This is a genomic window from Xanthomonas sp. Leaf148 (genome assembly GCF_001423585.1).
In the GTDB taxonomy this organism is placed as follows: domain Bacteria; phylum Pseudomonadota; class Gammaproteobacteria; order Xanthomonadales; family Xanthomonadaceae; genus Xanthomonas.
Window position 1 is genome coordinate 110,179 of sequence record NZ_LMOP01000012.1, and the last position, 26,333, is coordinate 136,511.

The following is a 26,333-nucleotide window of genomic DNA, read 5'->3' on the forward strand; positions in this document are numbered from 1 at the left end:
CGCAAGCCTGCCGATAATTGGCGACACCCGCAACCGGCAGTGCATGACGATCGCCGCAGCGTAGGCGCATGCAATGCGCGCGCACTCGTGACAGGTCGCTGATGATTACAACCGGTTCGTCGCTGCAGACGCCATGCATCCGCAATGCGGACCTGCCGAAACGCGTTTTGCGCCATCTGCATCGATCATCGCAACAGGGCTTGCCCGCTGCGCTCGATCAGGACGCGTCAGCCAAGTGTGGGACAGCGCCACTGGCGGCGCAGACGCGCGCCGTCAACCGATCATGACCACGTCAGACCACCGAACACCCTCAGACGCTGAAGCTGCTACCGCACCCGCAGGTGGTCTTGGCATTGGGGTTACGGATCACGAACTGCGCACCGGTCAGGCTTTCGGTGTAATCCACCTCGGCGCCCATCAGGTATTGCAGGCTCAGCGGGTCGACCAACAGCGTCACGCCATCGGTGGCCACGGCCAGATCGTCTTCGGCACGGTTCTCGTCGAACTCGAAACCGTACTGGAAGCCGGAACACCCGCCTCCCTGGATATACACGCGCAACGCCAGCTCGGCGTTGCCCTCTTCCTGGATCAGCTCGCGCACCTTGGCGGCGGCAGCTCCGGAAAAATTCAGCGGCCGGTCGATGGACTGATAGTCCGGGGCCGGGGCGGCAGTAGGAAGCGAAACGAGCGTACTCATGGCGTCAGCATGGGGGCCAGACGGCCCCACTTCAAGCGGGTTGTGCCAGCGACAGGCTCGCGCTTCAGCCGCGTGCCCGCTCAGGCCTCGGCGGTTTCGGCCTGCAGCGCCTTGACCGGCTCGGTGCGACTGCCTTCCGGAGCCGGCAGCGCGGCGGTCGCGCCCGCTGTAGCGGCATGGATCAACCGCCCGGTGAGCTGCGCACCGGCGCTCATTTCCACCACCTGGTAGTGCACGTTGCCCTGCACCCGCGCATTGGCGGCCAGTTCGACCCGCTCGGCCGCATGCACGTCGCCGGTCAGCTGACCATTGATGATCACCACCGGCGCACGCACTTCGCCCTCGATGCTGCCCTGCTCGGCCACGGTCAGAATGGCGCTGGCGCCGTCTTCGGCAATCACTTTGCCCAGGATGCGGCCTTCCACATACAGGCCACCGCTGAAGGTCAGGTCGCCGCGGATCACCACCTGCGGCCCGATCAAGGTATCGACCACGGTCTGCGCACCACGGTTGGACTTGTTTCCGAACATGAGCTACTCCCCCGCGCCATTGCCGGCGACTTTCCAATCGAATGTCTGGTTGACCGGCGCCCCATCGCCGCTCAGGGAGATTTTGACACGTTGCGGAGTGAAATCCTTCGGCAGGATCACGCTACCGTCCAACTGCTGGAAATAGCGGAACGAATACGGCTGGGCGGCGGCATCGGGCTTCTGGTGCAACTCGTTCCAGCTCACCGTCACCAGCTTGCCGGCGCGCACGCCTTCCACCGCAAAGCGCAGCTGGCCCTGGCTGATCGCGCCACGGTTGAGGTTCTGGGTCAGCACCACACTGTAATTCCAGGTCCCGCCGGCCTCGGCGGTGAACTGCACCGAGTGCGCATTGAGCCCCTTGCGCTGCGCGGTGGAGCCCACCAGCCGCTCGTAGAAGGCCACATCGGCGCGCAGCGCGGCGATCTGCTCGTCGCGCTCGGCCAGCGAGGCCTGCACTTCGGTATTGGCGACGCGGCTGATCTTGTCGGACATCGCCAGATTGACCTGGCGCTGCTGTAATTGTTCGATCAGCCGGCGCTGCTGGGCCTGGCTGCGCTGGGCCTGCTGCAAGGCAGCCTCGGCCTCGACCAGGCGCGGCGCGGCAGTGCGGCTGGCCATCCACCACACACCGCCCAGCGATGCCAGCCAGAGCAGGACGACCACGATCCACAGCCAGCGGCCGCTGGAAGGGCCACCACCGGAGTCACGTTGGACGATCTGAACGCGTGCGGCTGGTCTCATGGGCATCGGGTCCGGACGGGCCGGCGGTGTGGGCGGCGGCGTAGTGTGCCAGAGCCTCGACGGCCGTCGCGCTGGCGCTGGGCCGGCGGTTATCCGATAGTTCCGCATTGTTCGCAGGAAGCAACGCCATGAGCGAAGCCCATCTGTTCGTGATCGGCATCCTGCTGGCCTGGCTGGCCGGCATCCGCGTCTACCTCACCGTGTTCGGCGTCGGCCTGGCCGGCCTGCTCGGCTGGATCGAGCTGCCGCCGGCCCTGCATCCCGCGCAATCGCTGTGGGTGCTGGGCACGTCCGGCGCGCTGGCGGTGGCCGAATTCTTCGCCGACAAGATCCCCGGCGTGGATTCGGGCTGGGATCTGCTGCAGACCCTGGCGCGGGTGCCGGCCGGCGCGTTTCTGGCCGCCGCCACGCTGTCGCTGGATGGCGACCTGGGCGCGGGCGCGTTGGCGGCCGGCGCTGGCGTGGCGTTGACCAGCCACACGCTCAAGGCCGGCACCCGCGCACTGCTCAACACTTCGCCGGAGCCGGCCAGCAACTGGGTCGCGTCGCTGGCCGAAGACACCATCGCCACCACTGCACTGGCGCTGGCCTTGGCGCATCCGTGGTGGGCGTTGAGTCTGTCGGTGGGGTCCAGCGTGCTGGCCGCGCTGGTGGTGTGGTGGGTGTGGCGATTGCTGTGGCGTGGCATGCGCCGGCTGGTCGCGCCGATGCGCGCTTCAAGCACGCCGGCTGCACGCCGCTCCCCGCTATCGTGAAGTTCATCGCATAATCATCGCGACTGCAGGGAGTATCGATGGCCGCCCGAGATCCGGTTCCTTTCACCACCCGTGACGACACCGCCACGCGTAATCGCCCGCTGCGCGCCGAGACGCCGCCGGCCGACTATTGGCATCGCTGGGCCGACGAGGCCGCCAGCGCGCCCGACGACAGCGCGCCGGTAAGTGCGGCCATCATTCCCGCGCCCGCCGCCGCCAACGTTCCCAGCCATGCGACACCCATTGCACCGGCGCGTGCCGTGTCCAACGCCGGCGCAACGCGCGTTGCGCCAGCGTTGCCGCCGTCCTCCGCGGTGTCCGCAGTCAACACCGACGGCGGCGACAACGTCGCGGCCGATGCGCCGTATCGCGTTCTGATCGTCGAAGACGACCGCTCGCAGGCGTTGTTCGCACAGAGCGTGCTGCACGGCGCCGGCATGCACGCGCAGGTCGAAATGACCGCCGCCAGCGTGCCGCAGGCGATCCAGGACTATCACCCGGATCTGATCCTGATGGATCTGCACATGCCCGAGCTGGACGGCATCCGCCTGACCACCTTGATCCGCCAACAGCCGGGGCAGCAGCTGCTGCCGATCGTGTTCCTCACTGGCGACCCGGACCCGGAACGTCAGTTCGAAGTGCTCGACAGCGGCGCCGACGATTTCCTCACCAAGCCGATCCGCCCGCGCCATCTGATCGCCGCGGTGTCCAACCGTATCCGCCGCGCGCGCCAACAGGCGCTGCAGCTGGCCGGCGAGCAGGTCAGCGTGCGCAGCAACCCGGAAACCGGCCTGCCCACGCGCGGCCACGTGATGGAGTTACTCGCCAATGCACTGGAGCGCAAGCAGCCCGGCGGGCTGTTCTTCATCGAGATCGCCAGCGCACTCGGCCTGCGCGAACGCTACGGCTACGCCGCCTACGAACGCCTGATGACCCAGGCCGGGCATCGTCTGGCCACTGCCGCCCAGCCGTATCCGCTGGCGCGTCTGAACGACAACAGCTTCCTGCTGCTGGCCGTGGAGATGGACGAGGCCAGCCTGGAACAACGCGCGCTGGATATCCGCGAGCGTCTTTCCGCCAACGCCTTCCCGGTGCGCGAAGAAGAATCGGTGCATGTGCGCTGCGCCATCGGCGTGGCTCCGCTGGGCCTGGGCTTTGACGACACCGGCAGCGCGCTGGAAGCGGTCGAGCGCACCGCGCTGCAGGCACGCCTGCGCAGCGACGGTGTGCAGGCCTATCTGGCGCCCAGCCAGGCCGAGCAGCAGGAGCAACTGCGCCTGGTCGAAGGCCAACTCGAACTGGCCTATCAGCCGATCGTGGCAGTGGCTGGCGGCGACACCGCGCAGTACCAGGTGCTGCTGCGGCTGCGCCAGGCCGACGGCACGCTGCTGTCGGCCGGCCAGGTGATCCCTGCCGCCGAAGCGGCCGGACGCATCGCCGATCTGGACCAGCAGGTCATGGATCACGCGCTTGGCTTGCTGCATCTGTATCAGCACGCCAGCCCGCCGCTGCGCCTGTTCGTTTCGCAATCGCCGCGCACACTGGCCCGAGATGCCTTCGCCGAGTGGCTACTCAAGGCATTGATCGAACGCGGCGTGGCCGGGCAATCGCTGATCGTGGATCTGCGTCTGGACGATGCCCTGATCCACGCGGTCACCGTGCAGCAGTTCTGCGCCAAGCTCATGCCGGCCGGCGTGCAGTTCTGCCTGAGCCAGTTCGAACCCGGCGATGAAGCAAACGCGCTGCTGAGCCAGTTGCCGCTGAGTTTCGTGCGCATGGCCAACCGCTTTGCCGATGCGCATGGCAATGCCGCAGTGCGCGACGAGCTGCGCGGCGTGATCGACATCGCCCATCAGCGCGGCCTGCTGATCATCGGCCAGCGCATCGAAGACCCGCAGGCGGCCGCTGCGATGTGGATGAGCGGCGTGGATTTCATTCAGGGCAACCTGGTGCAGACCGTCGGCAAGGAACTGGATTTCGACTTCACGAACGCGGTGCTCTAAATGACGGCGCAGGCGGGAGGCCTTCGCGCCTGGAGCGCTTTGGCCACGGTGACCGCACTCACCGCAGCGGTGGGCGCAGGCCTGCAGTGGAGCGACATCCAGGGGCCGTGGCGCGCGCTCACCGCCATCGCTGCGGCGCTGGCCGTGGTGTCTGCCCTGTGCGCAGCCGTCGCCGCCCAGCGCAGCGCCCGCGCCCAGCAGCGGTTGTCGCAGCGCCTGGACGAGGCGGAGCTGGCCCGCGAGCGCCTGCAACAGGAACTGCAACGCCACGGCGAACTCGAACAGGAACTGCTGCGCGCCAAACAGGCGGCCGAAGCCGCGACGTTGGCCAAGGGTGAATTTCTGGCCACCATGAGCCACGAGATCCGTACCCCGCTCAACGGCATCATTCCGATGCTGGAGCTCATCTCCAGCGGCCAGCTCAGCCTGGACCAGCGCGACATGCTGCAGACCGCCACCGGCAGCTCGCTGCAGCTGCTGCGCATCGTCGACGACATCCTCGACTACTCCAAGCTCGAAGCGAACAAGCTCGAACTGGAGATCACCACCTTCAACCTGCGCGAGTTGCTCGACGGTGTGGTGCAGCTGCTGCAACGCACCGCCGAAAGCCGCCAGCTGCGCCTGGGCCTGGACATCGAACCGTCGGTACGCCTGCTGGTGCGCGGCGACCCGATCCGCCTGCGTCAGGTGCTGGGCAACCTGATCGGCAATGCGATCAAGTTCACCGAGCGCGGCAGCATCGATATCCAGCTGCGCCGCCTGGGCGAAACCCGCGCGCAGCACCTGCTGCGTTTCCAGGTGCGCGACACCGGCATCGGCATCGCACCGGATCAGCAGGCCCGCCTGTTCCGCTCCTTCGCCCAGGCCGACGCCTCCACCACCCGCCTGTACGGCGGCACCGGGCTGGGCCTGGCGATCTGCAAGCGCATCATCGACCTGATGGGCGGGCGCATCGGCGTGGAATCCGAACCCGGCCGCGGTGCCACGTTCTGGTTCGAGATCCCGCTGCTCAAGGTGATCGGCGACCTGCAGCAGAGCACCGGCGCCGATGCGGCACGCGTCATGGTGATCAGCTCCGACGCACGCCTGACGCAACGGCTCAAGCGCCTGCTCGACGGCTGGGGCGTGTCGCACGTGCTGATGGAAACCACCCAGGAAGCGCTGGAACGCGTGCGCCGCCACAGCGATGGGGAAGGCTTCCGCTGCGTCATCGCCGACCACGACACGCTGCGCTACAGCGCGCGCGCCGTCCATCGCGCACTGGCTCGCCCGGAAGACATCAGCGGCTCGAAGCTGATCTGGCTCTACGGCGACGAGCCGGTGCCGGTCGAACTGCAGGACAACGCCACCCTGGTGCCGCGCCAGAGCCCGGACGAGATCCTGCGGACGCTGGTGCTGCCGCAGGACGCCAAGCCCGTGCATGCGCTGGCCTCGTCGATGATCCCCGAGCCGCTGCCGCCACCGATGGCCAACGCGCGCGAAGTGCGCATCCTGCTGGTCGAGGACAACCCGGTGAACCTGCTGGTCGCGCAGAAGCTGCTGGGGGTGCTGGGCTTCGAAGCCGACACCGCCACCGACGGCGAGGCCGCGCTGAGCAGCATGGAATCCACGCGCTACGACATGGTCTTCATGGATTGCCAGATGCCGGTGCTGGACGGCTACGCCGCCACCCGCCGCTGGCGCGCGATGGAAACCGAAAGCGGTGGCCGCCCGATCCCGATCGTGGCGATGACGGCCAACGCCATGGCTGGCGATCGCGAACGCTGCCTGGCCGCCGGCATGGACGACTACCTTTCCAAGCCGGTCGCCCGCGAACAACTCGATGCCTGCCTGCAGCGCTGGCTGCCGCGTCAACCGGTGTTACCCAGCCAGACCAACGGCGCAGCCCCGGCCGATCCGGAAAGCGCAAGCGCGGGCGCCCAGGCACGTGCGCTGCCGATCCTGGATAGCAGCGTGATCGACGAGCTGTACGAAGTGGCCGGCGCGGACACCATCACCATCCTGCAGCTGTTCCTGGACGATGCCCCAGGCATCATCGAACAGCTGGAAGCAGCTGCCGCCAACCGCGACAGCATGCAGCTGCGCGACCTGGCCCACACGCTTAAATCGTCCAGCGCCAACGTCGGCGCCCAGGCCGTGTCCAACGCCGCACGGCGCATCGAACTGGCCGCCCGCACCGGCACCATCGAACGCCCCTCGGTGATGGTCGCCCTGGTGATCGCCGAGTACGCCCGCGCCCGCCTGGCCCTGCTAGGCCAGGTCGCCCGCCTGCAAGCCGCAACCCGCGCAGCCGGCTAAGCCGCGCAGCTCGTGAGCCGGTGACAAGAACCGGCCAGGCACTGCAGTCGAAGCAATCCCGCAGCGAAAGAACGGTCGCGTCCCTCTCCCCTCGCGAGAGGAGTTGGGGTGTGGGTACGGATCACCCGATCCAAGACGCCCGATCGCGTGCCAGGGCGGCATAGCCATACCTGCATCTCAACCGCAAGGCTGACCGGTCATCGGCGTCGAGCGTTGCGCTCCATCTGCAGCGGTACTTGAGCAGCGCTGGAGCATTACCTGAGCAGCACTGGACAGGCTGAAGTTCCGCAGAGGCGCTGATCCACTCACAACGCAGCGGCGGCAAACCTTCGCTCGACGCACACTCACGCGATGCGCGAGGGAATCAAATAAAGCCCCTCGCCCGCCGGGGCGAGCAGGCACGGGTCGCGCGCGACTGGCGCGTGTGCCTTGGAGCGCCCGCGTCGCAAACGCGGGCTGGGGCGCGGAGCGCGGGGTTGGAGTGAGCGTGCGCGCGATGCCACAGGCAGCCAAGCAGCTACAGCACAACACACACGCATCGCCCGCAGCGCTTGCATGCTCCCCAGCATTGCACGCGCTCACTAGCCACCATCTGCGCTGCTCTCAACACAACGCAGACCAGCACCGCCCTGAGCGCGCGCTCAGTCGTCCAACTTGGTCAGCAGGTAATTCGGCTCGCCGATTCGCGCCACCAGGTCCAGCTGGGTTTCCAGCCAGTCGATGTGCTCTTCTTCCGACTCCAGGATGTCCACCAGCAACTGGCGGCTCACGTAGTCGTTGACGGTTTCCGCATACGCCACTGCTTCGCGCAACACCGCGACCGCTTCGCGCTCCAGCGTCAGGTCGCAGCGGAACATTTCGGTCGGGTTTTCGCCGATGCGTAACTTGCCGAGCGCCTGAAAATTAGGCAGCCCTTCGAGAAACAGAATGCGGTCGGACAACTTGTCCGCATGCTTCATCTCGTCGATGGATTCTTTGTACTCATGCTCGGCCAGTTCTTTCAGGCCCCAGTTTTTCAGCATCTTGGCGTGCAGAAAGTACTGGTTGATCGCAGTGAGTTCGTTGTAGAGCACCTTATTGAGGTACTCGATGACTTTGGTATCGCCCTTCATGCGATGTCTCCGAGACAGTGAGCCGGCCGCACTTTAACGCGTTGGCGCGGCGCATGAAGGAACGCGAATCGTGATCAGTTGCGTGATGCCGACCGGGCGGCTACAGCCCCACGCAAGCCGCATGGAAAGCGACTGGGGGACGCGGGAGAGCCTTTCGACTAAGCGTGCACCGCGTGGGACAGGATTTGCATACCAACCGCTGATCGAGGCGCCAACCCAGCCAGATCCGCGTCACATGCTGGAAGCAGACCAAGCGCGCCCCACACCACTCAGGCAGCGCTTGCCAGACCCAGCAACGGAAGCGGCAGCGCGCGGGTCGCGTGCGCCTGCCTCAACAGGTCGGCCGCCATGTCCAGGCACGAGCCGCAATTGGATCCGCAACCGGTGCGCATGGTCAGCTCGGCAAGGCTGGCGCAGCCGTTCTCGGCCGCTTCACGGATCTGGTGGTCGGTGACCCCATTACAGATGCAGATGTACACGGTATCGGTCGGGTGCTGGCGATCCGGAGAGGACCGGTAGTGATTGCACCGCAAACGAGAATAGGTGTCAATTCCAAACGTTAATCATTATTAATCCGCACCTGCCGAGGCCCGCCACGCTTGCGTGGACGCTTGCGCGGACTGTCGTGGCCGGCCGCGCTGCTACCGGGCAACCAGGCTTCCAGCGCACGCTCGGGCATCACACCGACCGCCGCAGGGCCTGCCAGCGTCTGTGCAAGCGGCGCCAAATGTCGCAGCGCACGCGCATAGACGCCACGCTTGAAGATCACCACGTGCTCGACCGGGTACCAGAAGTCCACCCAGCGCCAATGGTCGAACTCGGGGGTATCGGTGTGGTCGAGCTTGAGATGGGATTCGTCGCCAGTGAACTGCAGCAGGAACCACACCTGCTTCTGGCCGATACACACCTGTCGCTCATTGCGGCGCACCGCCCGGCTCGGCAGGCGATAGCGTAGCCAGCCAGGCGTGGCGCCGAGCAATTCCACATGCTCGGGCAACAACCCGGTTTCTTCGCGCAACTCGCGGTACATGGCTTCAACGGGCGTCTCATCGGTGTTCATGCCACCTTGCGGGAACTGCCAGCCGTCCCTGCGCACACGTCGTGCCCAGAACACCTGACCGTCCTTCCGCATCAGCACGATACCAACGTTTGGCCGGAAGCCGTCCGGATCGATCACGATGCGGACTCCTGAAAATCTACTGTGACCGACTCTGCCACGGCGACGCCCGGCTCACAAGCTGAAAACGAAATACTTGACAACACCCAGGCGCATCGCGAGAATTGCCGGCTCCCTAGGCTATGTAGCTCAGCCGGTTAGAGCACAGCACTCATAATGCTGGGGTCGGTGGTTCGAGTCCACCCATAGCCACCACGGTATTCAAGCCTGCACAGGCATGCGATACTCTGGGACAACATGTTTTTATTGCCCCGTCGCCAAGCGGTAAGGCACCTGACTCTGACTCAGGCATCGGTGGTTCGAATCCATCCGGGGCAGCCAAACACAGAAGGTCCGATCGAAAGATCGGGCCTTTTTTGTTGCCTGCGCCTCATGCAGATGATCCTAATCTCTACACAGCCTTTGACCCACCTGCGGATGCAGCGCCCTGCATCCGGCCACTGCCTACCCCGGAACTACGCAACTCCCCAAACCTTCGACATCTCAGCGAAATAGAGCAACTGCCGCGCACTGGAATCCACGAGTAGCGCAGCCTAGTCGCGCGAGACCGTCACCGACCGTTCTCCGTGCGCGCGCACGGACGTGGACATACACCAGGTGACAGGTACCAACTCACGATCCCGCCACACCAAAACACAGATCCCGCGCCAGCCACTGACCTCGGCGCGCCGGGAGCCGCCATCAGAGCCGTCGTCTTGCCGCGCACACCAACAAGGATTCCGGCCAGCACCACTGCAAAACGACAAAAGCCCGGCAATGCCGGGCTTTTGAAGCAGTCGTCCCAGCAAGCCGGGACGCAGCAAACGCGATGGATCAGCGCTTGGAGAACTGGGTCGCGCGACGGGCCTTGTGCAGACCGACCTTCTTACGCTCGACTTCACGGGCGTCGCGGGTCATGAAGCCAGCCTTGCGCAGCTCGGACTTCAGGGTTTCGTCGTACTCGACCAGCGCACGGGAGATGCCCAGACGGATCGCACCGGCCTGACCGGTGGTGCCGCCGCCGGAGGCGGTGACCAGGATGTCGAAGCTTTCCGTGTTCTTGGTCAGCTCAAGCGGCTGACGCACGATCATGCGCGCCGTCTCACGGCCGAAGAACTCATCCAGCGGACGGTCGTTGACGGTGATCTTGCCGGTACCCTTGCGCAGGAACACGCGAGCGGTGGAGGACTTGCGGCGGCCAGTGCCGTAGTTTTGCGTGATAGCCATGATTAGATATCCAGAACTTGCGGCTGCTGGGCGGCGTGCGGATGCTCGGCACCCGAATACACCTTGAGCTTGCGGTACATGGTGCGGCCCAGGGGGCCCTTCGGCAACATGCCCTTGACGGCGATTTCGATCACGCGCTCCGGGTGGCGCTGCAGCGCCTGCTCCAGGCTCTCGGTCTTCAAGTTACCGATGTAGCCGGTGAAGCGGTGATACTTCTTGTCTTTCAGCTTGTTGCCCGTGACCACGATCTTTTCGGCATTGATCACCACAAGGTAATCGCCAGTATCGACGTGAGGGGTATAGATCGGCTTGTGCTTACCGCGCAGGCGGCTAGCCAGTTCGGTGCAGAGACGGCCAAGCGTCTTGCCGGCGGCGTCAACGAGATACCAGTCGCGCTGGACGGTCTCGGACTTGGCGGTGAACGTAGTCATGAGGAAGCTCTTGAGTAGTCGGGCGGATTGCAGCGGCGATGACCGCTGGAACTTTGCCACGCGTTGTGAAGGCGAAACAGAAGAGGCGGGATTGTACGCGGCAGCCCGCAGCGGCGCAAGTCGCGCGTCCGTCAGGGTCAAGGCGGTTGGCAGCGGATCGGCCGGGCGCCAGAATCGACGCATGACCCAGACCTCCCCCAACCGACTGCAAAGCCCGCTCGATCGGCTGCTGGTCGAAGCCCAGCGCGCGCTGGAGACCGTCTTCGGCAACCCGCCCGCCGAGCGCCCCAACCCCGCTGCCGACACCCCCGATGTCGCGCTGCAACCAGACCAGCGTCGCCATGCTGCCGGGCTGATGCGCATCAACCATGTCGGCGAAGTGTGCGCGCAAGGCCTGTACTTCGGCCAGGCTGCGGTCGCCCGCGACGCGCACACCCAGCACCATCTGCTGGAAGCCGCGCAGGAAGAAACCGACCATCTGTCCTGGTGCGCGGATCGCCTGCACGAACTGGACAGCCGCCCCAGCCTGCTCAACCCGGTCTGGTATGCCGGCAGCTACGCGCTGGGCGCCCTGGCCGGGCTGCGCGGCGACGACTGGAGCCTGGGCTTCGTGGTCGAGACCGAGCGCCAGGTAGAAGCTCACCTGGACGAACATCTCGAAACCCTGCCGGAGATCGACCAACGCAGCCGCGCGATCCTGCGCGTGATGAAGATCGACGAAGCCCGCCACGCCGACCAGGCCGAACAAGCCGGCGCCCGCATCCTCCCGCCCCCCATCCCCACCGCCATGGCTTTGGCCTCCAAGCTGATGAAGACCGTCGCTTACCGCTTCTAGGATGGGTGACTAGTGATTGGGATTTCCGGTTGCCGGTTGCCGGTTGCCGGTTGGCAGTTGGCAGTTGGCAGTTGGCGGGCAGGTTCCGGCCCGCAGTGACGTACACACTGCAGAGTAAGAAACACCGCTGCAATGCTGGCCGAAAGTGACTGCGAAAACGCAGCCTGCCGTCAACACAACCACTTCGAAAGCAGTGCCCACTCAGCACAACATGGCTGCGCCCAACCAGCAGCAAGAAGCAGCGACGCATTCGAAATCCCCAGCAGCAATCGCAGGGAAAGCAGGCCATAAAGCGCAACGCACAACTCGTCTCCGGCTCAAATAGCGCATCACGCCCCGCGATACCCAATCTGGAGCAGAGCCCCCTTTGTTAATGGGGCGCGCTGAGAAGCGCGGGGATAGGTAGCCACGAAGTCGGGGCCCAAGATTTGCGAAGCAAACCTTGGGGGGTCAGGCCCGCGTAGCGGGGCTGACTAACCGACCAACTTCAAGCCGATCACACCGGCAACGATCAGCCCAATGCAGGCCAGACGCGACCACGATGCGCTGTCGCCAAACAAGGCGATGCCGGCAATGGTTACGCCCAATGCGCCGATACCTGTCCAGATCGCGTAGCCGGTGCCGACCGGAATGGTCTTCAGTGCCTGGGTCAAAAACCACAGGCTGATGCCGGCCAAGCTGATCGTCAGCACGGTTGGCCACAGTCGCGTAAAGCCGTCGCTGTATTTCAGGCCCAGGGCGAAGCCGATTTCGAACAGGCCGGCCAGTACGAGATAAATCCAGGGCATTGCAGTACTCCTCAACAGAAAAAAACGGACAAAAAAAAAGCGACCCAGTGTCTGCACACTGGGCCGCCGTCGGCTGTGGAACGCGAGGTCATCGCGTGGCGGGCCGTCCCGCCTTGAGTCGTTGTCGCAGCTGCACACAGGCGCGCAAGCGGTCGTTCTTTACGATTACTCGCTCAGGTTGCGCCCGTGGAACAGCTCTTCGATCTCGCGCTTGAGCAGCGTTTCGATCTTCATGCGCTCCTTGAACGACAGGTTCTTGGCACGCTCTTCGAACAGGTACTGATCGAGATCGAAATCCTTCAGGTGCATCTTCGTGTGGAAGATATTTTCCTGATAGACGTTGACGTCGAACATCTCGTAACGCGACTTCACATTCTTGGCAAGAAAGTGCTGGATCGAGTTGATCTTGTGATCGATGTAGTGCTTTTTACCCTTCACGTCACGCGTAAAGCCGCGCACGCGGTAATCCATGATCACGATGTCCGATTCCAGACTCTCGATCAGGTAGTTCAGCGCCTTCAGCGGCGAGATGACGCCACAGGTGGCAACGTCGATGTCGGCGCGGAACGTGGCGATGCCTTCCTGCGGATGCGTCTCCGGGTATGTGTGCACAGTGATATGGCTCTTGTCCATATGAGCAACCACAGCGTCGGAGATGAGCTCCTTGCCGGCCTGCTTCTTGTCGATCACCGGCTCTTCGGAAATCAGGATCGTCACCGATGCGCCCTGCGGATCGTAGTCCTGACGTGCGATATTGAGGATGTTGGCGCCAATGATCTCGGCCACATCGGTCAGGATCTGCGTCAGACGATCGGCGTCGTACTGCTCATCGATGTACTCGATGTAGCGCTGACGCTCCTCTTCAGTACGCGCGTAACAGACGTCGTAGATGTTGAAGCTCAACGCCTTGGTGAGGTTGTTGAACCCCTGTAGCCTCAGGCGAGGCAACGGCTTGACCACGTCGGTCTGTCCTTATGGAAGGCGGGAAAGGAAACAATTATGAGCCAAAGATCCCAGCAACGAAATGCCGATGTTAAGAATGGTTTACCTTGCATGACTCATGCCGTTAAGCTTCAGGAATTACACGCGGAACTACCATGAGCCCAGGAAACACGACGGTTGTCACTACGACGGTACGTAACGCTTCCCCTTCGCTGGCGCTGGACGCAGGCACCATTGAGCGTTTTCTTGCGCACAGCCACCGCAGGCGCTATCCGACCCGGACCGATGTGTTCCGGCCAGGAGACCCGGCCGGCACCCTCTACTACGTCATCAGCGGCTCGGTAAGCATCATTGCCGAGGAAGATGACGATCGTGAGTTGGTGCTGGGCTACTTCGGTAACGGCGAGTTCGTTGGCGAGATGGGATTGTTCATCGAATCCGATACGCGCGAGGTGATCCTGCGCACCCGCACCCAGTGCGAGTTGGCGGAGATCAGCTACGAGCGCCTGCAGCAGCTGTTTCAGACCAGTTTGTCGCCGGATGCCCCCCGCATCCTCTACGCGCTGGGCGTTCAGCTTTCAAAACGACTGCTCGACACCACAAGGAAAGCCAGCCGCCTGGCGTTCCTGGATGTGACCGACCGCATCGTGCGCACCTTGCACGATCTGTCCAAGGAGCCGGAAGCGATGAGCCATCCGCAGGGCACGCAGCTGCGTGTCTCGCGACAGGAGCTGGCACGCCTGGTCGGTTGCTCGCGCGAGATGGCCGGACGTGTGCTCAAGAAGCTGCAGGCCGATGGCCTGCTGCATGCACGCGGCAAGACTGTCGTGCTGTACGGCACGCGCTAAGCGCACGATGCAGCCAGTGCCCAGTGCACTGGCTGCATGCCGAGACGGCAGAATCTAGGCAATGTTCCTGTGTTCTTGGGCTCGCTTGGCGCGCCGCAACACTGCAGTTTTGCGCGATACCTCTTATACGAGTGTTTTCAACCGATCAGACCGCACGGTCTGCATCGCGACTGCATCACAGTCCTGACGATCCGTTGATTGCAGCGACCTCATGTACGTGCGGCCTAAGTACCCGCGATGCGGGCGGCCGATAGCCGGACTGGGCGATGTCTTTGTCAGTTGCACACAGTCCGCCACATAGAGGCTTGCGCCTGTCTCAGAGCGCCTTGCCACCACGGTCGCGGCAACCCCAATTGAGGATCGGCGTGCCGGCAGGCAGCACCTGACGGAACAGGTCTTCGCGATTGGCCTTGGGATTGACCACCACCGGCGCGCGTGCAGCCTTCAACAGCGGCAAGTCTGCGGTGCTGTCCGAATACGCGATGGCGATGTCTGCGTAGCCGCGTTCGCGCAGCATGCGCATCTTTTCTTCGTTGTGGCAGTGACGCCGCGCAGTGACCGCGCCCAGCCGTGGCCCGACCAGGCTGCCGATCACCGGCACGTCCTGATGGGCGACGAACCCGAGAATCGCGCGCGCAAGCTCGGGCGGCGCGCCGGTGGCGACCACCACGCGATCGCCGGCGGCCCGGTGGTCGGTGAAGACTTTCAATGCATGCGGAAGCAGACGCTGCCGGATCTGCGCTTCATGCTTGAGCACGTAAGCATCGATGAAGCGATTGAACTCGCGCGTACGGTGCAGGCCGAACGTGGCGATCCAGACGTAGCCGGACACCCCGCGGCGGCGGGTGGGCAGCATCGCCACCATGGGGCCGAGAATCGGCGAGGCCAATACCGCGACCAGCAGACGCAACGGATTGCGCTTGATCAACCAGGCAAACAGATGGCTGCCGGAATCGCCGTCGTACAAGGTGTGGTCGAAGTCGAAGACCACCAACGGCGCATCGTCGCGCGGTGCGGGAAACGACTCAGTCATGCGCAAAGAATAGCTGACGCAGCGACTCGCCGGGTTCGGGCGCGCGCATGAAGGTCTCGCCGACCAGAAACGCGTTCACACCATGGCCGCGCATCAGCTGGACATCGGCATGGGTGACGATGCCGCTTTCGGTGACCAGGATGCGGTCGCGCGGCACCGCGGCGCGCATATCCAGCGTGACCTGCAGCGACACCTCGAAGGTGCGCAGATTGCGATTGTTGATGCCGATCAGCGGCACCGGCACCTGCACCGCGCGCTCGAGCTCGTCGATGTCGTGCACTTCCACCAGCACGTCCAGACCCAGCTGCATCGCCAATCCGGACAGATCGACCAGCTGCGCGTCTTCCAGCGCCGAGACGATCAACAGAATGCAGTCGGCACCCAACACGCGCGCTTCGTAGACCTGATAAGGGTCGACGGTGAAATCCTTGCGTAAGACCGGCAGCGTGCAGGCGTCGCGCGCTTGGCGCAGGTAGGCATCGGCGCCCTGGAAGAAATCCACGTCGGTCAGCACCGACAGGCAACTGGCGCCGCCGAATTCGTAGCTGACCGCGATGTCGGCGGGGTGGAAATCGGGGCGAATCACGCCCTTGGATGGGCTGGCCTTCTTCACTTCGGCGATCACGGCCGGGTCGCCGGCAGAGATGCTGGCCTGCATGGCCGCGGCGAAACCGCGCGTGAGCGGCAGGTCTGCGCTGCGCGCGATCAGCTCGGCCAGCGGCACGCGCGCACTGCGCTCGGCGACTTCGTCGGCCTTGCGGGCAAGGATGGTGTTGAGGATATCGCTCATCGTATCGGGTCCTGGCGGGCGGGCATTATCGGTCAAGACGGCCGCAATGGGCCGCGGCTGCACGCCAACCTGCGCAGCATGCCTGGGGAAGGGTGAAGATGCCGCCGCATGATTGCCGAAGCGTTGCAGCGCCAGGCATGGTCAGGGCGATGCGCCGACCTGGCGCGTAAAGGCGACATACGCGTCCAATTTGGCGCGCGCCGAGCCATCGGCCAGCACGGCGCGGGCGCACACGATGCCTTCAGCGATGCTGTCGGCAACGCCGGCGACGTACAGCGCAGCGCCAGCGTTGAGCGCAACGATATCCAGCGCCGGGCCGGGCACGTTCTCCAGCACCTGCAGCAGCATCGCGCGCGACTCGGCGGCGTCTGCCACCTTGAGGTTGCGGCTGGCCGACATGGCAATACCGAAATCTTCCGGATGCACTTCGTATTCGCGCACCTGACCGTCGCGCAGTTCGCCAACCAGGGTGCCGGCACCGAGCGAGAGTTCGTCCATGCCGTCGCGCCCCCACACCACCAAGGCGCGTTCGGCGCCCAGCTCTTGCAACACGCGCGCCTGGATGCCGACCAGATCCGGATGGAACACGCCCATCAGGATGTTGGGCGAACCGGCCGGATTGGTCAGCGGGCCCAGGATGTTGAAGATGGTGCGCACGCCCATTTCGCGACGCACCGGCGCCACCACCTTCATGGCCGGGTGATGCACCGGCGCATACATGAAACCGATGCCGGTCTGCGCCAGCGATGCAGCGACCTGCTCGGGCTGCAATTCGATCACCGCGCCGAGGGCTTCCAGTGCATCGGCGCTGCCGGATTTGGATGAGACGCTGCGGTTGCCGTGCTTGGCCACCCTGGCACCGCCGGCGGCGGCCACAAACATTGCGCAGGTAGAGATGTTGAACGTATGCGACCCATCGCCGCCGGTGCCGACGATGTCGACCATGTGCTGGCGATCGCTCACCTCTACGCGGCGCGAGAACTCGCGCATGACGGTAGCGGCGCCGGCAATCTCGCCGATGGTTTCCTTCTTGACCCGCAGCCCGGTGAGGATGGCGGCGACCATCATGTCGGAGACTTCGCCGCGCATGATCTGCCGCATCAATTCGACCATTTCGTCATGGAAGATTTCGCGATGTTCGATGGTGCGCTGCAGGGCTTCTTGGGGCGTGATGGGCATGGGAGCGGCCATAGACAGAAGGAAAACGGCTGCAAGCGAGGGCCTGCAGTGTGTCGCGCAGGGATCACCGCGCAGTGCTGCTACAGGCAGCCAGGTGCGCAGGACCGAATCGATGTGGTCAGTCGGTCATTGGCCGGGCCGACGCATCTGGAAGCGCGCCTGCGGCTGCACTTCGAAATAATCAGCCGGGCCACCGGCACGCAAAATGGTCTGCACCTTGGCCGGATCGTAGACGCCGTTATCGAGCGCGGCGTGCGCAAGATGCACGCCCACCACTTCGCCAAGCACCAGCCAGGTTTCTACGGCCTGACCGCTTGCACTGTGCAGCTGCACCAGTTGACTCAACCGACATTCGAAACTGACCGGGCTTGCCGCCACACGCGGCGCATCGATCAAACGCGACGGCGCCATCTGCAAGCCGGCAAGCGCGAACTCGTCGACCTCCGACGGCACCATCGCCGCGCTGGCGTTCATTGCTTCAGCGAGCGGACGCGTGGCCAGATTCCAGGTGAACTGACCGGTCGCTTCGATATTGCGCAAGCTGTCCTTGCGCCCGATGCTGGCAAACCCGACGATCGGCGGGGTGTAGTTGAAGGCGTTGAAGAAGCTATACGGCGCCAGATTGGCGATGCCCTCGGCGCTGCGCGAGCCGATCCAGCCGATCGGACGCGGGCCGACGATGGCATTGAACGGGTCGTGTGGCAGCCCGTGGCCGTGCGCCGGTTCGTAGAAATGCATGCTGTCGTTGGACGTGTTCATCGTGATGTGACCCTGGCGAATTGCGCAGCGTGCAGGCCTTGCTCGGCACCGGCTTCGCTATCTGTGTGCTGCAGACAAACCGTCAGCAACCCACTGCGTATTGCGCCGTAGGCAAGCATGCCGGCGCGGGAGTGCCACGCGGATGTCTCGCGGCCCAGACAAGCTGCACCGCCAGCGGCAACATGTGTAGCGCCCATCGCGATCACCGCTCCAGAAAGTTTTTCAGCAGGGCATGCCCGTGCTGGGTCAGGATCGACTCGGGATGGAATTGCACGCCTTCCACCGGGAACTGACGGTGGCGCAGGCCCATGATCTCTTCCACCGAGCCATCCGGATTCTCGGTCCAGGCGGTGACTTCCAGCGCATCCGGCAGGGTGGTCTTGTCCACCACCAGCGAGTGATAGCGCGTGGCCTGGTAACTGTCCGGCAGGCCGGCGAACACCCCCTTGCCCTCATGGCGGATCGGCGAGGTCTTGCCATGCATGATGTTGCCGGCGCGGATCACATCGCCGCCATACACCTGGCCGATGCTCTGGTGACCCAGGCACACGCCAAGGATGGGCGTGGTCTGGCCGAGCTGCTCGATCAATTGCAGTGAGATACCCGCTTCGTTGGGCGTACATGGGCCGGGCGAGATCACGATGCGCTCGGGCTTGAGCGCAGCGATCTGATCGACGCTCATCGCATCGTTGCGCACCACCGTGACCTCGGCGCCCAGTGCCTGCAGGTACTGCACGAGGTTGTAGGTGAAGCTGTCGTAGTTATCGAGCATCAGCAGCATGGCAAGGGACTCATTGCGCGATCAGGAAGACCGCATAGATGTTTTCGGAAATCGTGAGCGAACCCGCCTCCAGCGAATCAACGGTAGCTCCAGCGTCGGCAGCTGGTGCTGGAGGCAACGGCGGCCCGGACACTAGCGATACCTGGACCGGCCAATCGCCAGCTTCGACTCCATAGGAAAATTTCGGCGCGACATCGGAAATCGTATAAAGGCCACGAAGACTGACTCCATACGCCTTCGCGAGTTCGGCGGCAGAAGCACGCGATTGTTCGGCAGCTTGGCGCTTGAGTTGCGCTCGCAGCTGATCCTCCTTGCTGTAAGAGGTCTTGATACCAGACAGTTCCATCTCGCTACTGGTTTTTATTTCGCTCAGGAATTGGCGAACATCCTCCAGCGACTGAAAGCTGCCACCGATACCGCGCTTGACCTCAGTTCCCTCGAAATCACGTCCGCCTTGCTGCGAGTATTTATAGGTAGGCTGGATCTGCAGCGATGAGGCTTCGATGCTGTCCTTAAGCACGTGATGCCTCTTCAGCGCGGTCAAGATGTGCTCTGCAGATGCCTGGACACGCTTTCTGGCAGCTTCCGGCTGCAAATCGACCGCGCGCAGGTTGACGCTCAGCGAGAACCGATCGGGCATCACCTCGCGCTTGGCCTCTCCCTTCACCAGTAGGTGTGGTTGCGACGGTAGCGTATTGATCTGGGCGGCTGCCACGAACGGCAGGGCGAGAAGGCTTGCGAAAATCCAACTGGTCACTCGCTTCATCGTTCTCATCGTTTCATCCTTGAGAGTGGTAAGGCAGTTGCACCGGGAGTGGCAGAAGCGCAGCAACATCCGCACACAACCGATCGACTGCATCGGCCGTGGTCGCCCATGAGGTCACGAATCGAATGACCAGCCGTCCATCGCCGCGCGTTTCCCAGCGTTCGAAGTCGTAGCGCTGCGCGAGTTGCTCGGCCTGCTGCGCGGTGACGGCGATGAATTGCTGATTGGTTGGCGAGTCGCTGGTGAATTCCGCGCCCGCTGCCAGCAGGCCGGCGCGTAGACGCTGCGCCATGGCGTTGGCATGCGCGGCCAGTGCGAAGAACAAGCCATCTTCGAACAAGGTGGCGAACTGCGCACCGAGCACCATGCCCTTGGCCAGCAATGCGCCGCGTTGCTTGATCAGATAGCGCAGATCGGCCTGCAAGGCAGGGTTGATCACGACCAAGGCTTCGCCGAGCAGCGCACCGTTCTTGGTGCCGCCGATATAGAACGCATCGGTGAGCGCGGCAATCGTCGGCAGATCCAGATCGTTGCCGTTGGCGGTGAGTGCTGCACCTAGCCGCGCGCCGTCGAGGTACAGCAGCAGATCGTGTGCGCGACAGAAGCGCGATAGCGCGTCGAGTTCGGCGCGCGTATAGATGGTGCCGCTTTCGGTGCTGTTGGAGAGATAGACCAGCCGCGGCTGCACCATGTGCTCGTTACTGTGCACCTCTAGCACTGGCGCGATCAATGCCGGCGTCAGCTTGTCGTGCAGCGCCGGCACCGTGAGTACCTTATGCCCGGTCGCTTCGATGGCGCCGGTTTCGTGCGTGGCGATATGCGCTGCTTCGACCGCAATCACCGCCTGATGCGGGCGCAAGAACGCACTGATCGCAATCAGGTTGGTCTGCGTGCCGCCCACCAGCAACTGCACGGCAGCCTGCGGTTGCGCGATGGCAGTGCGAATCAATGCCGCAGCACGTTCGCTATGCCGATCGGTGCCATAGCCGCCGTTCTGCTCGGCACTGGTTTGCACCAACGCCTGCAAGACGCGTGGATGCGCACCTTCGCTGTAATCGTTGCGGAAGCTGATGCGCACGGCGCTGCCCTGCCCGTCCATCACAGCCCCTTTGCGGCCTGGGCGACGGCGCGAAACAGCGCGCGCCCCTTGTTCATCGTCTCCTGCCATTCCAGGTCGGGGTCGGAGTCGTAGACCACGCCGCCGCCGGCCTGCACATACAAATAGCCGTCCTGGATGACCGCGGTGCGGATGGCGATGGCGGTGTCGGCATCGCCGTGCCAGCCGATGTAGCCGACTGCACCGGAGTAGACGTTGCGCTTGACAGGCTCCAGCTCGCGAATGATTTCCAGCGCACGAATTTTCGGCGCGCCGCTGACGGTACCTGCGGGGAACGTGGCGCGCAGCACGTCGCTGTAATTGAGGCCGGCCTTGAGCGTGCCGGTAACCTCGCTGACGATGTGCATGACATGGCTATAGCGTTCGATGACGAACTGCTCACCCACCTTGACCGTGCCCGGTTCGGCAACGCGGCCGACATCATTGCGACCCAGATCGATCAGCATCACGTGCTCGGCGCGCTCTTTCGGGTCGGCCAGCAATTCTTCTTCCAGCGCCTTGTCCAACTCCGGCGTTGCGCCACGCGGGCGGGTGCCGGCGATCGGGCGCACGGTGACCACGCCATCGCGCAGCCGCGCCAGGATTTCTGGCGACGAGCCGACGACTTGGGTGCCGCCGACATCCAGAAAATACATGTACGGCGAGGGATTGAGCGCACGCAGCGCGCGATACACATCCACCGGGCGCGCACGGAACGGTACACGCAACCGCTGCGATGGCACCACCTGGAAGATATCGCCGGCGCGCACGTATTCCTGCGCCTTGCGCACCACTGCGTGGTACTCCTCGCGGGTGAACGAGGAATGGAAATCCGATTCGTCGATGGCATCGGAAATCTGCGCCTGCGGATACCCGGCGCCGCCCTGACGCAGGCGATGCGCCAGCTCGTCCAGTCGGCGGTTTGCGCGCACATACGCCTGCGGCTGACGCGGGTCGGCATGCACGATCAAATACAGCCGGCCCTTGAGATTGTCGAACACCGCCAGCTCTTCGGAGAGCATCAGCAGGATGTCGGGCGTGCCCAGTTCGTCGGGCTTGTCGCCACTGCCCAGACGCGGCTCGATATACTGGATGCATTCGAAGCCGAACCAGCCCACCAGCCCGCCGGTGAAGCCGGGCAAGCCATCGAGTTGCGGCACCGAATGCTCGGCGCGCAGCGCGTCGACTTCGGCCAACGGGTCGGCGACGTCGCGGGTATCGATGACTTCGCCGTGTTCGCTGACTTCCAGCGTGTGGCCGCGGAAGCTGTACACGCGCCGCGCCGGCAGGCCGATGATGGAATAGCGACCGAAGCGCTCACCGCCTTCGACCGATTCGAACAGATAGGTGTAAGCGCCGTCGGCGAGCTTCAGATAGACCGAGAGTGGCGTGTCCAGGTCGGACAGCACTTCGCGGACAACGGGGATACGGGTGTGACCTTCAGCGGCTTGGCGCTGGAACTGCTCTGCAGTGATCAAGACGACTTTCCTTCCGGGACTCTGTGGCGGGGCGGACGACGGCAACGGGCCACCATCGCCACCAGCGGCGAGCGGAAGAGAAGGAGCGTGGGGTCGTCAGGCGGGACACGTGGCTACTGTAGCGCAAGTGCCGCTTCAGGGCAGCAGGTGCGCGGGCGAATGCGGTGCGAATTGCGAAGGCGCGTTGGGTAGTGTTGGGTGGGGGTTGGATGTTGTAGTCAGCGCATCTCGACGCGGATGGGTATCAAGTCCGGGCAACGCGAGCCTGTCGTTGCGCGCCTGTTGCACTGTTGGCAGCCACTGCCCTGGGCAGTCGAAGGGCGAGGTATCTCTAGTGTCGGCATCGGTGTCGGCGCAGGGACCCTCACCCCAACCCCTCTCCCGGGGGGGAGAGGGGCTCTGAGCGGCGCGCACTGCAGGTCGTTGTGCGCCTGTTGCGCTGTTGGCAGCCACTGCCCTGAGCCGTCGCAGGGCGAGGTGCCTCTAGTAGTGTCGGCATCGGTGTCGGCGCAGGGACCCTCACCCCAACCCCTCTCCCGGGGGGAGAGGGGCTCTGAGCGGCGCGCACTGCAGGATCAGGTTTTCCAAATCCCACATTCGACTTCCCAATCCCCAATCCCGACTCCCGACTCCCCAATCACCGCGCTCACGCACTCAGCAACGGGCAATCCACCGGCAAATGCATCCTCAGCCGCGCCGGGACGCAGTCGATATGGAAATGCAGCGAGGTTTCCGGTTCGCCATCCAGGTTCAACGTGAGCGGTTGATGCGAGACGATTTCCAGCCATGGCAGGCGCGCGCGCACGGCGACGCGTTCCAACGCCGCCTGCTTGCCGCTGGTGACCAGGGTCCCGAGCGTGGCGGCCACCTCGCCATTGAGCGCGGGCACGATGGTGACGTCGAGCAGGCCATCGTCGATCACCGCTTCCGGGCACAGCGCCTGGCCGCCGCCGGCCTGGCGGCCGTTGCCCAGACCGAGTGCGATGAACTCGCCTTCCCAACTGAAATCCGGACCTGAAAAGCGGGCACTGATTGGGTCGATCCGGCCCAGCCGCGACATGCCGGTAATCAGGTAGGCCAGGCCACCGAGCATTTTTTTGAGACCGTCGTCGGTTTCCACGGTGACCTGGGTGCCGAAGCCGCCGCTGGCAACATTTGCGCACCAGTGCGGGCCGTGTGGGGTGTCCAGGCGCAGCAGATCGATCGCTTGGGCGGGGCGCTCGGCAATCAGGCTCAGCGCATCGAGCGGCTCGATCGGGATGTTGGCGGCCGTGGCGAAATCATTGGCGGTGCCCAACGGGACCAAGCCCAGCGATGGCAGGCTGGCGGCATCGCCGTCGTGGTGCGCGAGCGCGGCGGCCACCTCGCTCAAGGTGCCATCGCCGCCGGCCGCCACCACCGTGTGCACGCCATCGGCGACCGCTTCGGCGACATAGCGCTCGGCGTCGCCCTCTTCCCAGGTAACGCGTACCTCGAGCCGGACGCCGCGTTTGCGCAACTCCCCCACCGCCTCACGCAGGTCCAGATTATCGGTGGACTTGCCGTTGAGGATCAGACGCCAGTGGGACGGGGCCATGCGCGCTGCCGATGCTGTGAGAGTGGTGCATGCAGGCTAGCAGCGCGCCAATGGGTGGATCGTGAATACGTAATGCCACCGGGCTGTCATTGGCATGTCATCGATGACCCGGAGAGTAGAAGTCCATAGCAGGGACGACGGGCGGAGGCAGGATCAGCCTCCAATTTTCTTGAAGGCCGCTCCGGGTGGAGCGGCCTTCCTTTTGTGTGCGATGCCGGGCCTGGAGCGGCCAAGCAAGACGACTGCGCTCAGCGTCAGGCGGACGTGGCATTGCGCGGAACGGCACCGACCACGCGCACATTCCGGCTCTGAATGCGCCGTCCACCTCCAGCTGTCGACTGCTCGCGACAATCTGTCAGCCGCTCTTAACCGCCTGCGGCAAATGCGGCCAGGCGCTCGCCATCGAGCCGGTATACCGTCCAGCCGTCCATCGGGCGGGCGCCGACGGCTTGGTAGAAGTCGATGGCCGGTTGATTCCAGTCCAGCACCGACCATTCGAAGCGCCCGCAGCCGCGCTGCACCGCCAGCTGCGCCAGATGCCGCAGCAGCGCCAGACCGGCGCCCTTGCCGCGCGCTTCCGGGCGCACGAACAGGTCTTCCAGATACAGGCCGTTGCGGCCCAGCCAGGTCGAGTAATTGAAGAAATACACCGCAAATCCCAGTGCCTGGCCATCGTGCTCGCAGATCAGCGCATGTGCGGTGGCGCCCTCGGCGAACAGGCTGGCACGCAGATCGTCGGGGCTGGCCTTGACCGCATCGGGCTCGCGCTCATAGACCGCAAGTGCGGTGATCAACGCATGCAGCAGCGGTACGTCATCGGGCGTGGCGCTGCGAATCTGCAGCGTGGTCGCACTCATCGCACCGCATCCACCGCTGCGCGCATCTGCGCGATCACATCGGCATAGTCGGGCGCGTTGAAGATCGCCGAGCCGGCCACGAAGGTATCGGCGCCGGCGGCGGCAATCGCGCCGATATTGTCGGCCTTGACCCCGCCATCGATTTCCAGGCGGATCGGCTTGCCCAGCGCGTCGATCTTGCTGCGGATGGCGCGCAATTTATCCAGTGCCGACGGAATGAATGCCTGCCCGCCGAAGCCGGGGTTGACCGACATCACCAGCACCAAGTCCAGCTCCGGCAGCACCCAATCGAGAATATCCACCGGGGTGGCCGGATTGAGCACCAGCCCGGCCCGGCAGCCGTGCGATTTGATCAGCTGGATGGTGCGGTGCACGTGGCGGCTGGCTTCGGGATGGAAGCTGATGGTGGTGGCGCCGGCCTCGGCGAAGTCCGGCACGATGCGATCCACCGGCTCGACCATCAGGTGCACGTCGATCGGCGCGGTGATGCCGTGCTTGCGCAGCGCCTGGCACACCATCGGGCCGATGGTCAGATTGGGCACGTAATGGTTGTCCATCACGTCGAAGTGCACCCAGTCGGCGCCAGCCTTGAGGACGTTGTTCACTTCTTCGCCAAGACGGGCGAAATCGGCGGACAGGATGGACGGGGCGATCGCCGTCGATTGCATGGGCAGCTCGTAGGAAGACGGAAACCCCATTGTCGCAACCCCTGCCCGACGAGGAAAGGCGTGCATCCGTGGCGGGCCCAGCTGCGTATGCACTTGACCGGCGCAATGCGCCCGATTTGAGGAGACTCCATGAAAACCACCCCGCTCGCCTCCGCCGCCATCGTGTTGCTGGCCCTCGCTCCGTCCGCCTGGGCGCAAACCGGCCCGGCCGACTGGTCCGGCTTCTCCATTGGCGCCAATGTGGGCGGTGCCGATCCTGCCGGCGTGTCCGGCGGCCGTTTCGGCTTCGATACCAACCTGGATGGCCGCGACGGCGACCAGGTCAGCACCGCCACCGGCGCCGATGCGTTCTCGCCGGGCTTCTGCGGCGGCGCGGCGGCCGGGCGCACGCCGGCCAGCGGCTGCAGCAAGGACAAGGGCGGCGCCGAATACGGTGCGCGGCTGGGCTACGACTGGCAGGCCGGCAACTGGGTCTACGGCGTGGTGGCCGAGTACACCCGCAACGACATCCGCGACAGCGTCAGCGCCTTCAGCACCACGCCTGCGCTGTACACCTTCACCCGCCAGCTCAACCGCACCGCCGCGCTGCGCGGCCGGATCGGCTATGCATTCGGCGCGCAGGGCGATTACCTGGCGTACTTCACCGCCGGCGTGGCGCGCGGCGAGTTCGACCACAGCTTTGCCAGCAGCAACACCGCCAACAGCTTCACCGGCAGCGGCGGCGATAGCGCCGATGGCTACCAGGCTGGCGTGGGCCTGCAGCGTCGTTTGAGCGACTATGTCTCGGTGGGCGTGGAATATCTGTTCACCCGCCTGCAGGACGAAGACACCCGCGTGCGCGTCGGGCCAGGCACCGCGCCTGCCACCAACCCGTTCCTGCGGGTCAATCCGGCCGGTACCGACCTGCGTCGCACCGACACCGACTTTTCGACCAATGCAGTGCGGCTAACGGCGACATATCGCTTCTGATACAGGGCTGACGGCAGC

General features: G+C 64.5%; 27 protein-coding genes, 2 tRNA genes and 1 other RNA gene. 9 read left to right on the forward strand and 21 right to left on the reverse strand.

Going from position 1 to position 26,333, the window contains the following annotated elements; translation table 11 throughout:
• Positions 1 to 310: 310 nt before the first annotated feature.
• From erpA to ASF90_RS17560, 3 genes are all read right to left on the reverse strand, one after another.
• Positions 311 to 697 (reverse strand): iron-sulfur cluster insertion protein ErpA, encoded by a 387-nt coding sequence (gene erpA / locus ASF90_RS17550; protein WP_055853212.1) that lies wholly within the window; start codon positions 695 to 697, stop codon positions 311 to 313.
• 80 nt (positions 698 to 777) lie between these two features.
• A complete protein-coding gene (locus ASF90_RS17555) occupies positions 778 to 1,227 on the reverse strand; it encodes a polymer-forming cytoskeletal protein (protein WP_055853213.1) in 450 nt (149 codons plus the stop codon).
• Positions 1,228 to 1,230: 3 nt separating this feature from the next.
• Positions 1,231 to 1,968: a DUF6776 family protein gene (locus ASF90_RS17560; protein WP_055853215.1), complete on the reverse strand. Its 738-nt coding sequence runs from the start codon at positions 1,966 to 1,968 to the stop codon at positions 1,231 to 1,233.
• A 128-nt stretch (positions 1,969 to 2,096) separates the two neighbouring features.
• Here ASF90_RS17560 and ASF90_RS17565 point away from each other — a divergent pair, with 128 nt between their 5' ends.
• Genes ASF90_RS17565 through ASF90_RS17575 form a run of 3 tightly spaced genes read left to right on the forward strand, consistent with a single transcriptional unit; the run spans position 2,097 to position 7,024 of the window.
• Positions 2,097 to 2,723 (forward strand): DUF4126 domain-containing protein, encoded by a 627-nt coding sequence (locus ASF90_RS17565; protein WP_055853216.1) that lies wholly within the window; start codon positions 2,097 to 2,099, stop codon positions 2,721 to 2,723.
• 38 nt (positions 2,724 to 2,761) lie between these two features.
• Positions 2,762 to 4,726: an EAL domain-containing response regulator gene (locus ASF90_RS17570; RefSeq protein WP_055853218.1), complete on the forward strand. Its 1,965-nt coding sequence runs from the start codon at positions 2,762 to 2,764 to the stop codon at positions 4,724 to 4,726.
• A complete protein-coding gene (locus ASF90_RS17575; RefSeq protein ID WP_055853220.1) occupies positions 4,727 to 7,024 on the forward strand; it encodes an ATP-binding protein in 2,298 nt (765 codons plus the stop codon). It abuts the gene before it with no gap.
• Between the two features lie 641 nt (positions 7,025 to 7,665).
• Here the strand turns inward: ASF90_RS17575 and bfr are convergent.
• The 3 genes from bfr to ASF90_RS17590 all read right to left on the reverse strand — a co-directional run bounded on the left by bfr (position 7,666) and on the right by ASF90_RS17590 (position 9,313).
• On the reverse strand, positions 7,666 to 8,136 hold the full coding sequence (bfr, locus tag ASF90_RS17580; RefSeq protein ID WP_055853222.1) for a bacterioferritin: 471 nt from the start codon (positions 8,134 to 8,136) through the stop codon (positions 7,666 to 7,668).
• 269 nt (positions 8,137 to 8,405) lie between these two features.
• Positions 8,406 to 8,615 carry a (2Fe-2S)-binding protein gene (locus ASF90_RS17585; protein ID WP_055853224.1) on the reverse strand — a complete coding sequence of 70 codons (210 nt, stop codon included), beginning with the start codon at positions 8,613 to 8,615 and terminating at the stop codon, positions 8,406 to 8,408.
• An 80-nt stretch (positions 8,616 to 8,695) separates the two neighbouring features.
• A complete protein-coding gene (locus ASF90_RS17590; RefSeq protein ID WP_055853227.1) occupies positions 8,696 to 9,313 on the reverse strand; it encodes an RNA pyrophosphohydrolase in 618 nt (205 codons plus the stop codon).
• 118 nt (positions 9,314 to 9,431) lie between these two features.
• On the opposite strand from ASF90_RS17590, the gene ASF90_RS17595 reads away from it, so the two are divergent.
• Together ASF90_RS17595 and ASF90_RS17600 are read left to right on the forward strand one after the other, a co-directional pair.
• Positions 9,432 to 9,508: transfer RNA gene (locus ASF90_RS17595), tRNA-Met, on the forward strand.
• A 52-nt stretch (positions 9,509 to 9,560) separates the two neighbouring features.
• Positions 9,561 to 9,634 (forward strand) — tRNA-Gln (locus tag ASF90_RS17600).
• A gap of 492 nt (positions 9,635 to 10,126) precedes the next feature.
• On the opposite strand, the gene rpsI is transcribed toward ASF90_RS17600, so the two are convergent.
• Both rpsI and rplM read right to left on the reverse strand, forming a co-directional pair.
• Complete coding sequence (rpsI, locus tag ASF90_RS17605; protein WP_055853228.1) at positions 10,127 to 10,519, reverse strand: 30S ribosomal protein S9; 393 nt, start codon at positions 10,517 to 10,519, stop codon at positions 10,127 to 10,129.
• Between the two features lie 2 nt (positions 10,520 to 10,521).
• Positions 10,522 to 10,950 carry a 50S ribosomal protein L13 gene (rplM, locus tag ASF90_RS17610; protein WP_006451009.1) on the reverse strand — a complete coding sequence of 143 codons (429 nt, stop codon included), beginning with the start codon at positions 10,948 to 10,950 and terminating at the stop codon, positions 10,522 to 10,524.
• A gap of 181 nt (positions 10,951 to 11,131) precedes the next feature.
• Between rplM and coq7 the strand changes: the two genes are divergently transcribed.
• Positions 11,132 to 11,785 (forward strand): 2-polyprenyl-3-methyl-6-methoxy-1,4-benzoquinone monooxygenase, encoded by a 654-nt coding sequence (gene coq7 / locus ASF90_RS17615; RefSeq protein ID WP_055853230.1) that lies wholly within the window; start codon positions 11,132 to 11,134, stop codon positions 11,783 to 11,785.
• A 473-nt stretch (positions 11,786 to 12,258) separates the two neighbouring features.
• Here the strand turns inward: coq7 and ASF90_RS17620 are convergent, their stop codons facing one another.
• Positions 12,259 to 12,573, reverse strand: coding sequence for a multidrug efflux SMR transporter (locus ASF90_RS17620; protein ID WP_055853233.1), 315 nt, complete (start codon positions 12,571 to 12,573; stop codon positions 12,259 to 12,261).
• Between the two features lie 165 nt (positions 12,574 to 12,738).
• Positions 12,739 to 13,533, reverse strand: coding sequence for an adenosylmethionine decarboxylase (gene speD / locus ASF90_RS17625; RefSeq protein WP_005990692.1), 795 nt, complete (start codon positions 13,531 to 13,533; stop codon positions 12,739 to 12,741).
• Between the two features lie 137 nt (positions 13,534 to 13,670).
• Between speD and crp the strand changes: the two genes are divergently transcribed.
• The gene (gene crp, locus ASF90_RS17630) at positions 13,671 to 14,363 is read left to right on the forward strand and encodes a cAMP-activated global transcriptional regulator CRP (RefSeq protein WP_055853235.1); all 693 of its coding nucleotides are present in this window, start codon (positions 13,671 to 13,673) and stop codon (positions 14,361 to 14,363) included.
• Between the two features lie 316 nt (positions 14,364 to 14,679).
• Here crp and ASF90_RS17635 read toward each other — a convergent pair whose 3' ends face one another.
• From ASF90_RS17635 to yegS, 9 genes are all read right to left on the reverse strand, one after another.
• Positions 14,680 to 15,396, reverse strand: a complete 717-nt coding sequence (locus ASF90_RS17635; protein WP_055853237.1) for a haloacid dehalogenase-like hydrolase — start codon at positions 15,394 to 15,396, stop codon at positions 14,680 to 14,682.
• Positions 15,389 to 16,186, reverse strand: coding sequence for an indole-3-glycerol phosphate synthase TrpC (trpC, locus tag ASF90_RS17640; RefSeq protein WP_055853239.1), 798 nt, complete (start codon positions 16,184 to 16,186; stop codon positions 15,389 to 15,391). Before trpC ends, ASF90_RS17635 begins: the two co-directional genes overlap by 8 nt.
• Before the next feature lie 141 nt (positions 16,187 to 16,327).
• Positions 16,328 to 17,365 carry an anthranilate phosphoribosyltransferase gene (gene trpD, locus ASF90_RS17645; RefSeq protein ID WP_055853241.1) on the reverse strand — a complete coding sequence of 346 codons (1,038 nt, stop codon included), beginning with the start codon at positions 17,363 to 17,365 and terminating at the stop codon, positions 16,328 to 16,330.
• Positions 17,366 to 17,491: 126 nt separating this feature from the next.
• Entirely contained in the window at positions 17,492 to 18,124 is a 633-nt protein-coding gene (locus tag ASF90_RS17650) for a flavin reductase family protein (RefSeq protein WP_055853242.1), read from the reverse strand.
• A gap of 202 nt (positions 18,125 to 18,326) precedes the next feature.
• The gene (locus ASF90_RS17655) at positions 18,327 to 18,905 is read right to left on the reverse strand and encodes an aminodeoxychorismate/anthranilate synthase component II (protein ID WP_055853244.1); all 579 of its coding nucleotides are present in this window, start codon (positions 18,903 to 18,905) and stop codon (positions 18,327 to 18,329) included.
• A 10-nt stretch (positions 18,906 to 18,915) separates the two neighbouring features.
• Positions 18,916 to 19,671, reverse strand: coding sequence for an SIMPL domain-containing protein (locus tag ASF90_RS17660; RefSeq protein WP_055853921.1), 756 nt, complete (start codon positions 19,669 to 19,671; stop codon positions 18,916 to 18,918).
• 13 nt (positions 19,672 to 19,684) lie between these two features.
• Positions 19,685 to 20,770, reverse strand: coding sequence for an aminotransferase class I/II-fold pyridoxal phosphate-dependent enzyme (locus tag ASF90_RS17665; protein ID WP_055853246.1), 1,086 nt, complete (start codon positions 20,768 to 20,770; stop codon positions 19,685 to 19,687).
• Positions 20,770 to 22,245, reverse strand: a complete 1,476-nt coding sequence (gene trpE, locus ASF90_RS17670) for an anthranilate synthase component I (protein WP_055853247.1) — start codon at positions 22,243 to 22,245, stop codon at positions 20,770 to 20,772. Before trpE ends, ASF90_RS17665 begins: the two co-directional genes overlap by 1 nt.
• Positions 22,246 to 22,891: 646 nt before the next feature.
• On the reverse strand, positions 22,892 to 23,821 hold the full coding sequence (yegS, locus tag ASF90_RS17675) for a lipid kinase YegS (protein WP_055853249.1): 930 nt from the start codon (positions 23,819 to 23,821) through the stop codon (positions 22,892 to 22,894).
• Positions 23,822 to 24,109: 288 nt separating this feature from the next.
• Here yegS and ASF90_RS22825 point away from each other — a divergent pair.
• Positions 24,110 to 24,182: non-coding RNA, sX9 sRNA (locus ASF90_RS22825), on the forward strand.
• Between the two features lie 4 nt (positions 24,183 to 24,186).
• Here the strand turns inward: ASF90_RS22825 and ASF90_RS17680 are convergent.
• Together ASF90_RS17680 and rpe are read right to left on the reverse strand one after the other, a co-directional pair.
• Positions 24,187 to 24,678 (reverse strand): GNAT family N-acetyltransferase, encoded by a 492-nt coding sequence (locus tag ASF90_RS17680; RefSeq protein ID WP_055853250.1) that lies wholly within the window; start codon positions 24,676 to 24,678, stop codon positions 24,187 to 24,189.
• Positions 24,675 to 25,346 (reverse strand): ribulose-phosphate 3-epimerase, encoded by a 672-nt coding sequence (gene rpe / locus ASF90_RS17685; RefSeq protein WP_055853923.1) that lies wholly within the window; start codon positions 25,344 to 25,346, stop codon positions 24,675 to 24,677. The genes ASF90_RS17680 and rpe overlap by 4 nt, the downstream gene beginning before the upstream one ends.
• A gap of 129 nt (positions 25,347 to 25,475) precedes the next feature.
• Between rpe and ASF90_RS17690 the strand changes: the two genes are divergently transcribed.
• The gene (locus ASF90_RS17690) at positions 25,476 to 26,315 is read left to right on the forward strand and encodes an outer membrane beta-barrel protein (RefSeq protein WP_055853252.1); all 840 of its coding nucleotides are present in this window, start codon (positions 25,476 to 25,478) and stop codon (positions 26,313 to 26,315) included.
• Positions 26,316 to 26,333: the final 18 nt, after the last annotated feature.

Excerpts from the sequence above, each read along its gene's own strand:
- erpA (WP_055853212.1), bottom strand. The coding sequence starts at position 697 with ATGAGTACGCTCGTTTCGCTTCCTACTGCCGCCCCGGCCCCGGACTAT.
- ASF90_RS17555 (WP_055853213.1), bottom strand. The coding sequence starts at position 1,227 with ATGTTCGGAAACAAGTCCAACCGTGGTGCGCAGACCGTGGTCGATACC.
- ASF90_RS17560 (WP_055853215.1), bottom strand. The coding sequence starts at position 1,968 with ATGAGACCAGCCGCACGCGTTCAGATCGTCCAACGTGACTCCGGTGGT.
- ASF90_RS17565 (WP_055853216.1), top strand. The coding sequence starts at position 2,097 with ATGAGCGAAGCCCATCTGTTCGTGATCGGCATCCTGCTGGCCTGGCTG.
- ASF90_RS17570 (WP_055853218.1), top strand. The coding sequence starts at position 2,762 with ATGGCCGCCCGAGATCCGGTTCCTTTCACCACCCGTGACGACACCGCC.
- ASF90_RS17575 (WP_055853220.1), top strand. The coding sequence starts at position 4,727 with ATGACGGCGCAGGCGGGAGGCCTTCGCGCCTGGAGCGCTTTGGCCACG.
- bfr (WP_055853222.1), bottom strand. The coding sequence starts at position 8,136 with ATGAAGGGCGATACCAAAGTCATCGAGTACCTCAATAAGGTGCTCTAC.
- rpsI (WP_055853228.1), bottom strand. The coding sequence starts at position 10,519 with ATGGCTATCACGCAAAACTACGGCACTGGCCGCCGCAAGTCCTCCACC.
- rplM (WP_006451009.1), bottom strand. The coding sequence starts at position 10,950 with ATGACTACGTTCACCGCCAAGTCCGAGACCGTCCAGCGCGACTGGTAT.
- coq7 (WP_055853230.1), top strand. The coding sequence starts at position 11,132 with ATGACCCAGACCTCCCCCAACCGACTGCAAAGCCCGCTCGATCGGCTG.
- ASF90_RS17620 (WP_055853233.1), bottom strand. The coding sequence starts at position 12,573 with ATGCCCTGGATTTATCTCGTACTGGCCGGCCTGTTCGAAATCGGCTTC.
- crp (WP_055853235.1), top strand. The coding sequence starts at position 13,671 with ATGAGCCCAGGAAACACGACGGTTGTCACTACGACGGTACGTAACGCT.
- ASF90_RS17635 (WP_055853237.1), bottom strand. The coding sequence starts at position 15,396 with ATGACTGAGTCGTTTCCCGCACCGCGCGACGATGCGCCGTTGGTGGTC.
- trpC (WP_055853239.1), bottom strand. The coding sequence starts at position 16,186 with ATGAGCGATATCCTCAACACCATCCTTGCCCGCAAGGCCGACGAAGTC.
- trpD (WP_055853241.1), bottom strand. The coding sequence starts at position 17,365 with ATGCCCATCACGCCCCAAGAAGCCCTGCAGCGCACCATCGAACATCGC.
- ASF90_RS17650 (WP_055853242.1), bottom strand. The coding sequence starts at position 18,124 with ATGAACACGTCCAACGACAGCATGCATTTCTACGAACCGGCGCACGGC.
- ASF90_RS17655 (WP_055853244.1), bottom strand. The coding sequence starts at position 18,905 with ATGCTGCTGATGCTCGATAACTACGACAGCTTCACCTACAACCTCGTG.
- ASF90_RS17660 (WP_055853921.1), bottom strand. The coding sequence starts at position 19,671 with ATGAAGCGAGTGACCAGTTGGATTTTCGCAAGCCTTCTCGCCCTGCCG.
- ASF90_RS17665 (WP_055853246.1), bottom strand. The coding sequence starts at position 20,770 with ATGGACGGGCAGGGCAGCGCCGTGCGCATCAGCTTCCGCAACGATTAC.
- yegS (WP_055853249.1), bottom strand. The coding sequence starts at position 23,821 with ATGGCCCCGTCCCACTGGCGTCTGATCCTCAACGGCAAGTCCACCGAT.
- ASF90_RS17680 (WP_055853250.1), bottom strand. The coding sequence starts at position 24,678 with ATGAGTGCGACCACGCTGCAGATTCGCAGCGCCACGCCCGATGACGTA.
- rpe (WP_055853923.1), bottom strand. The coding sequence starts at position 25,346 with ATGCAATCGACGGCGATCGCCCCGTCCATCCTGTCCGCCGATTTCGCC.
- ASF90_RS17690 (WP_055853252.1), top strand. The coding sequence starts at position 25,476 with ATGAAAACCACCCCGCTCGCCTCCGCCGCCATCGTGTTGCTGGCCCTC.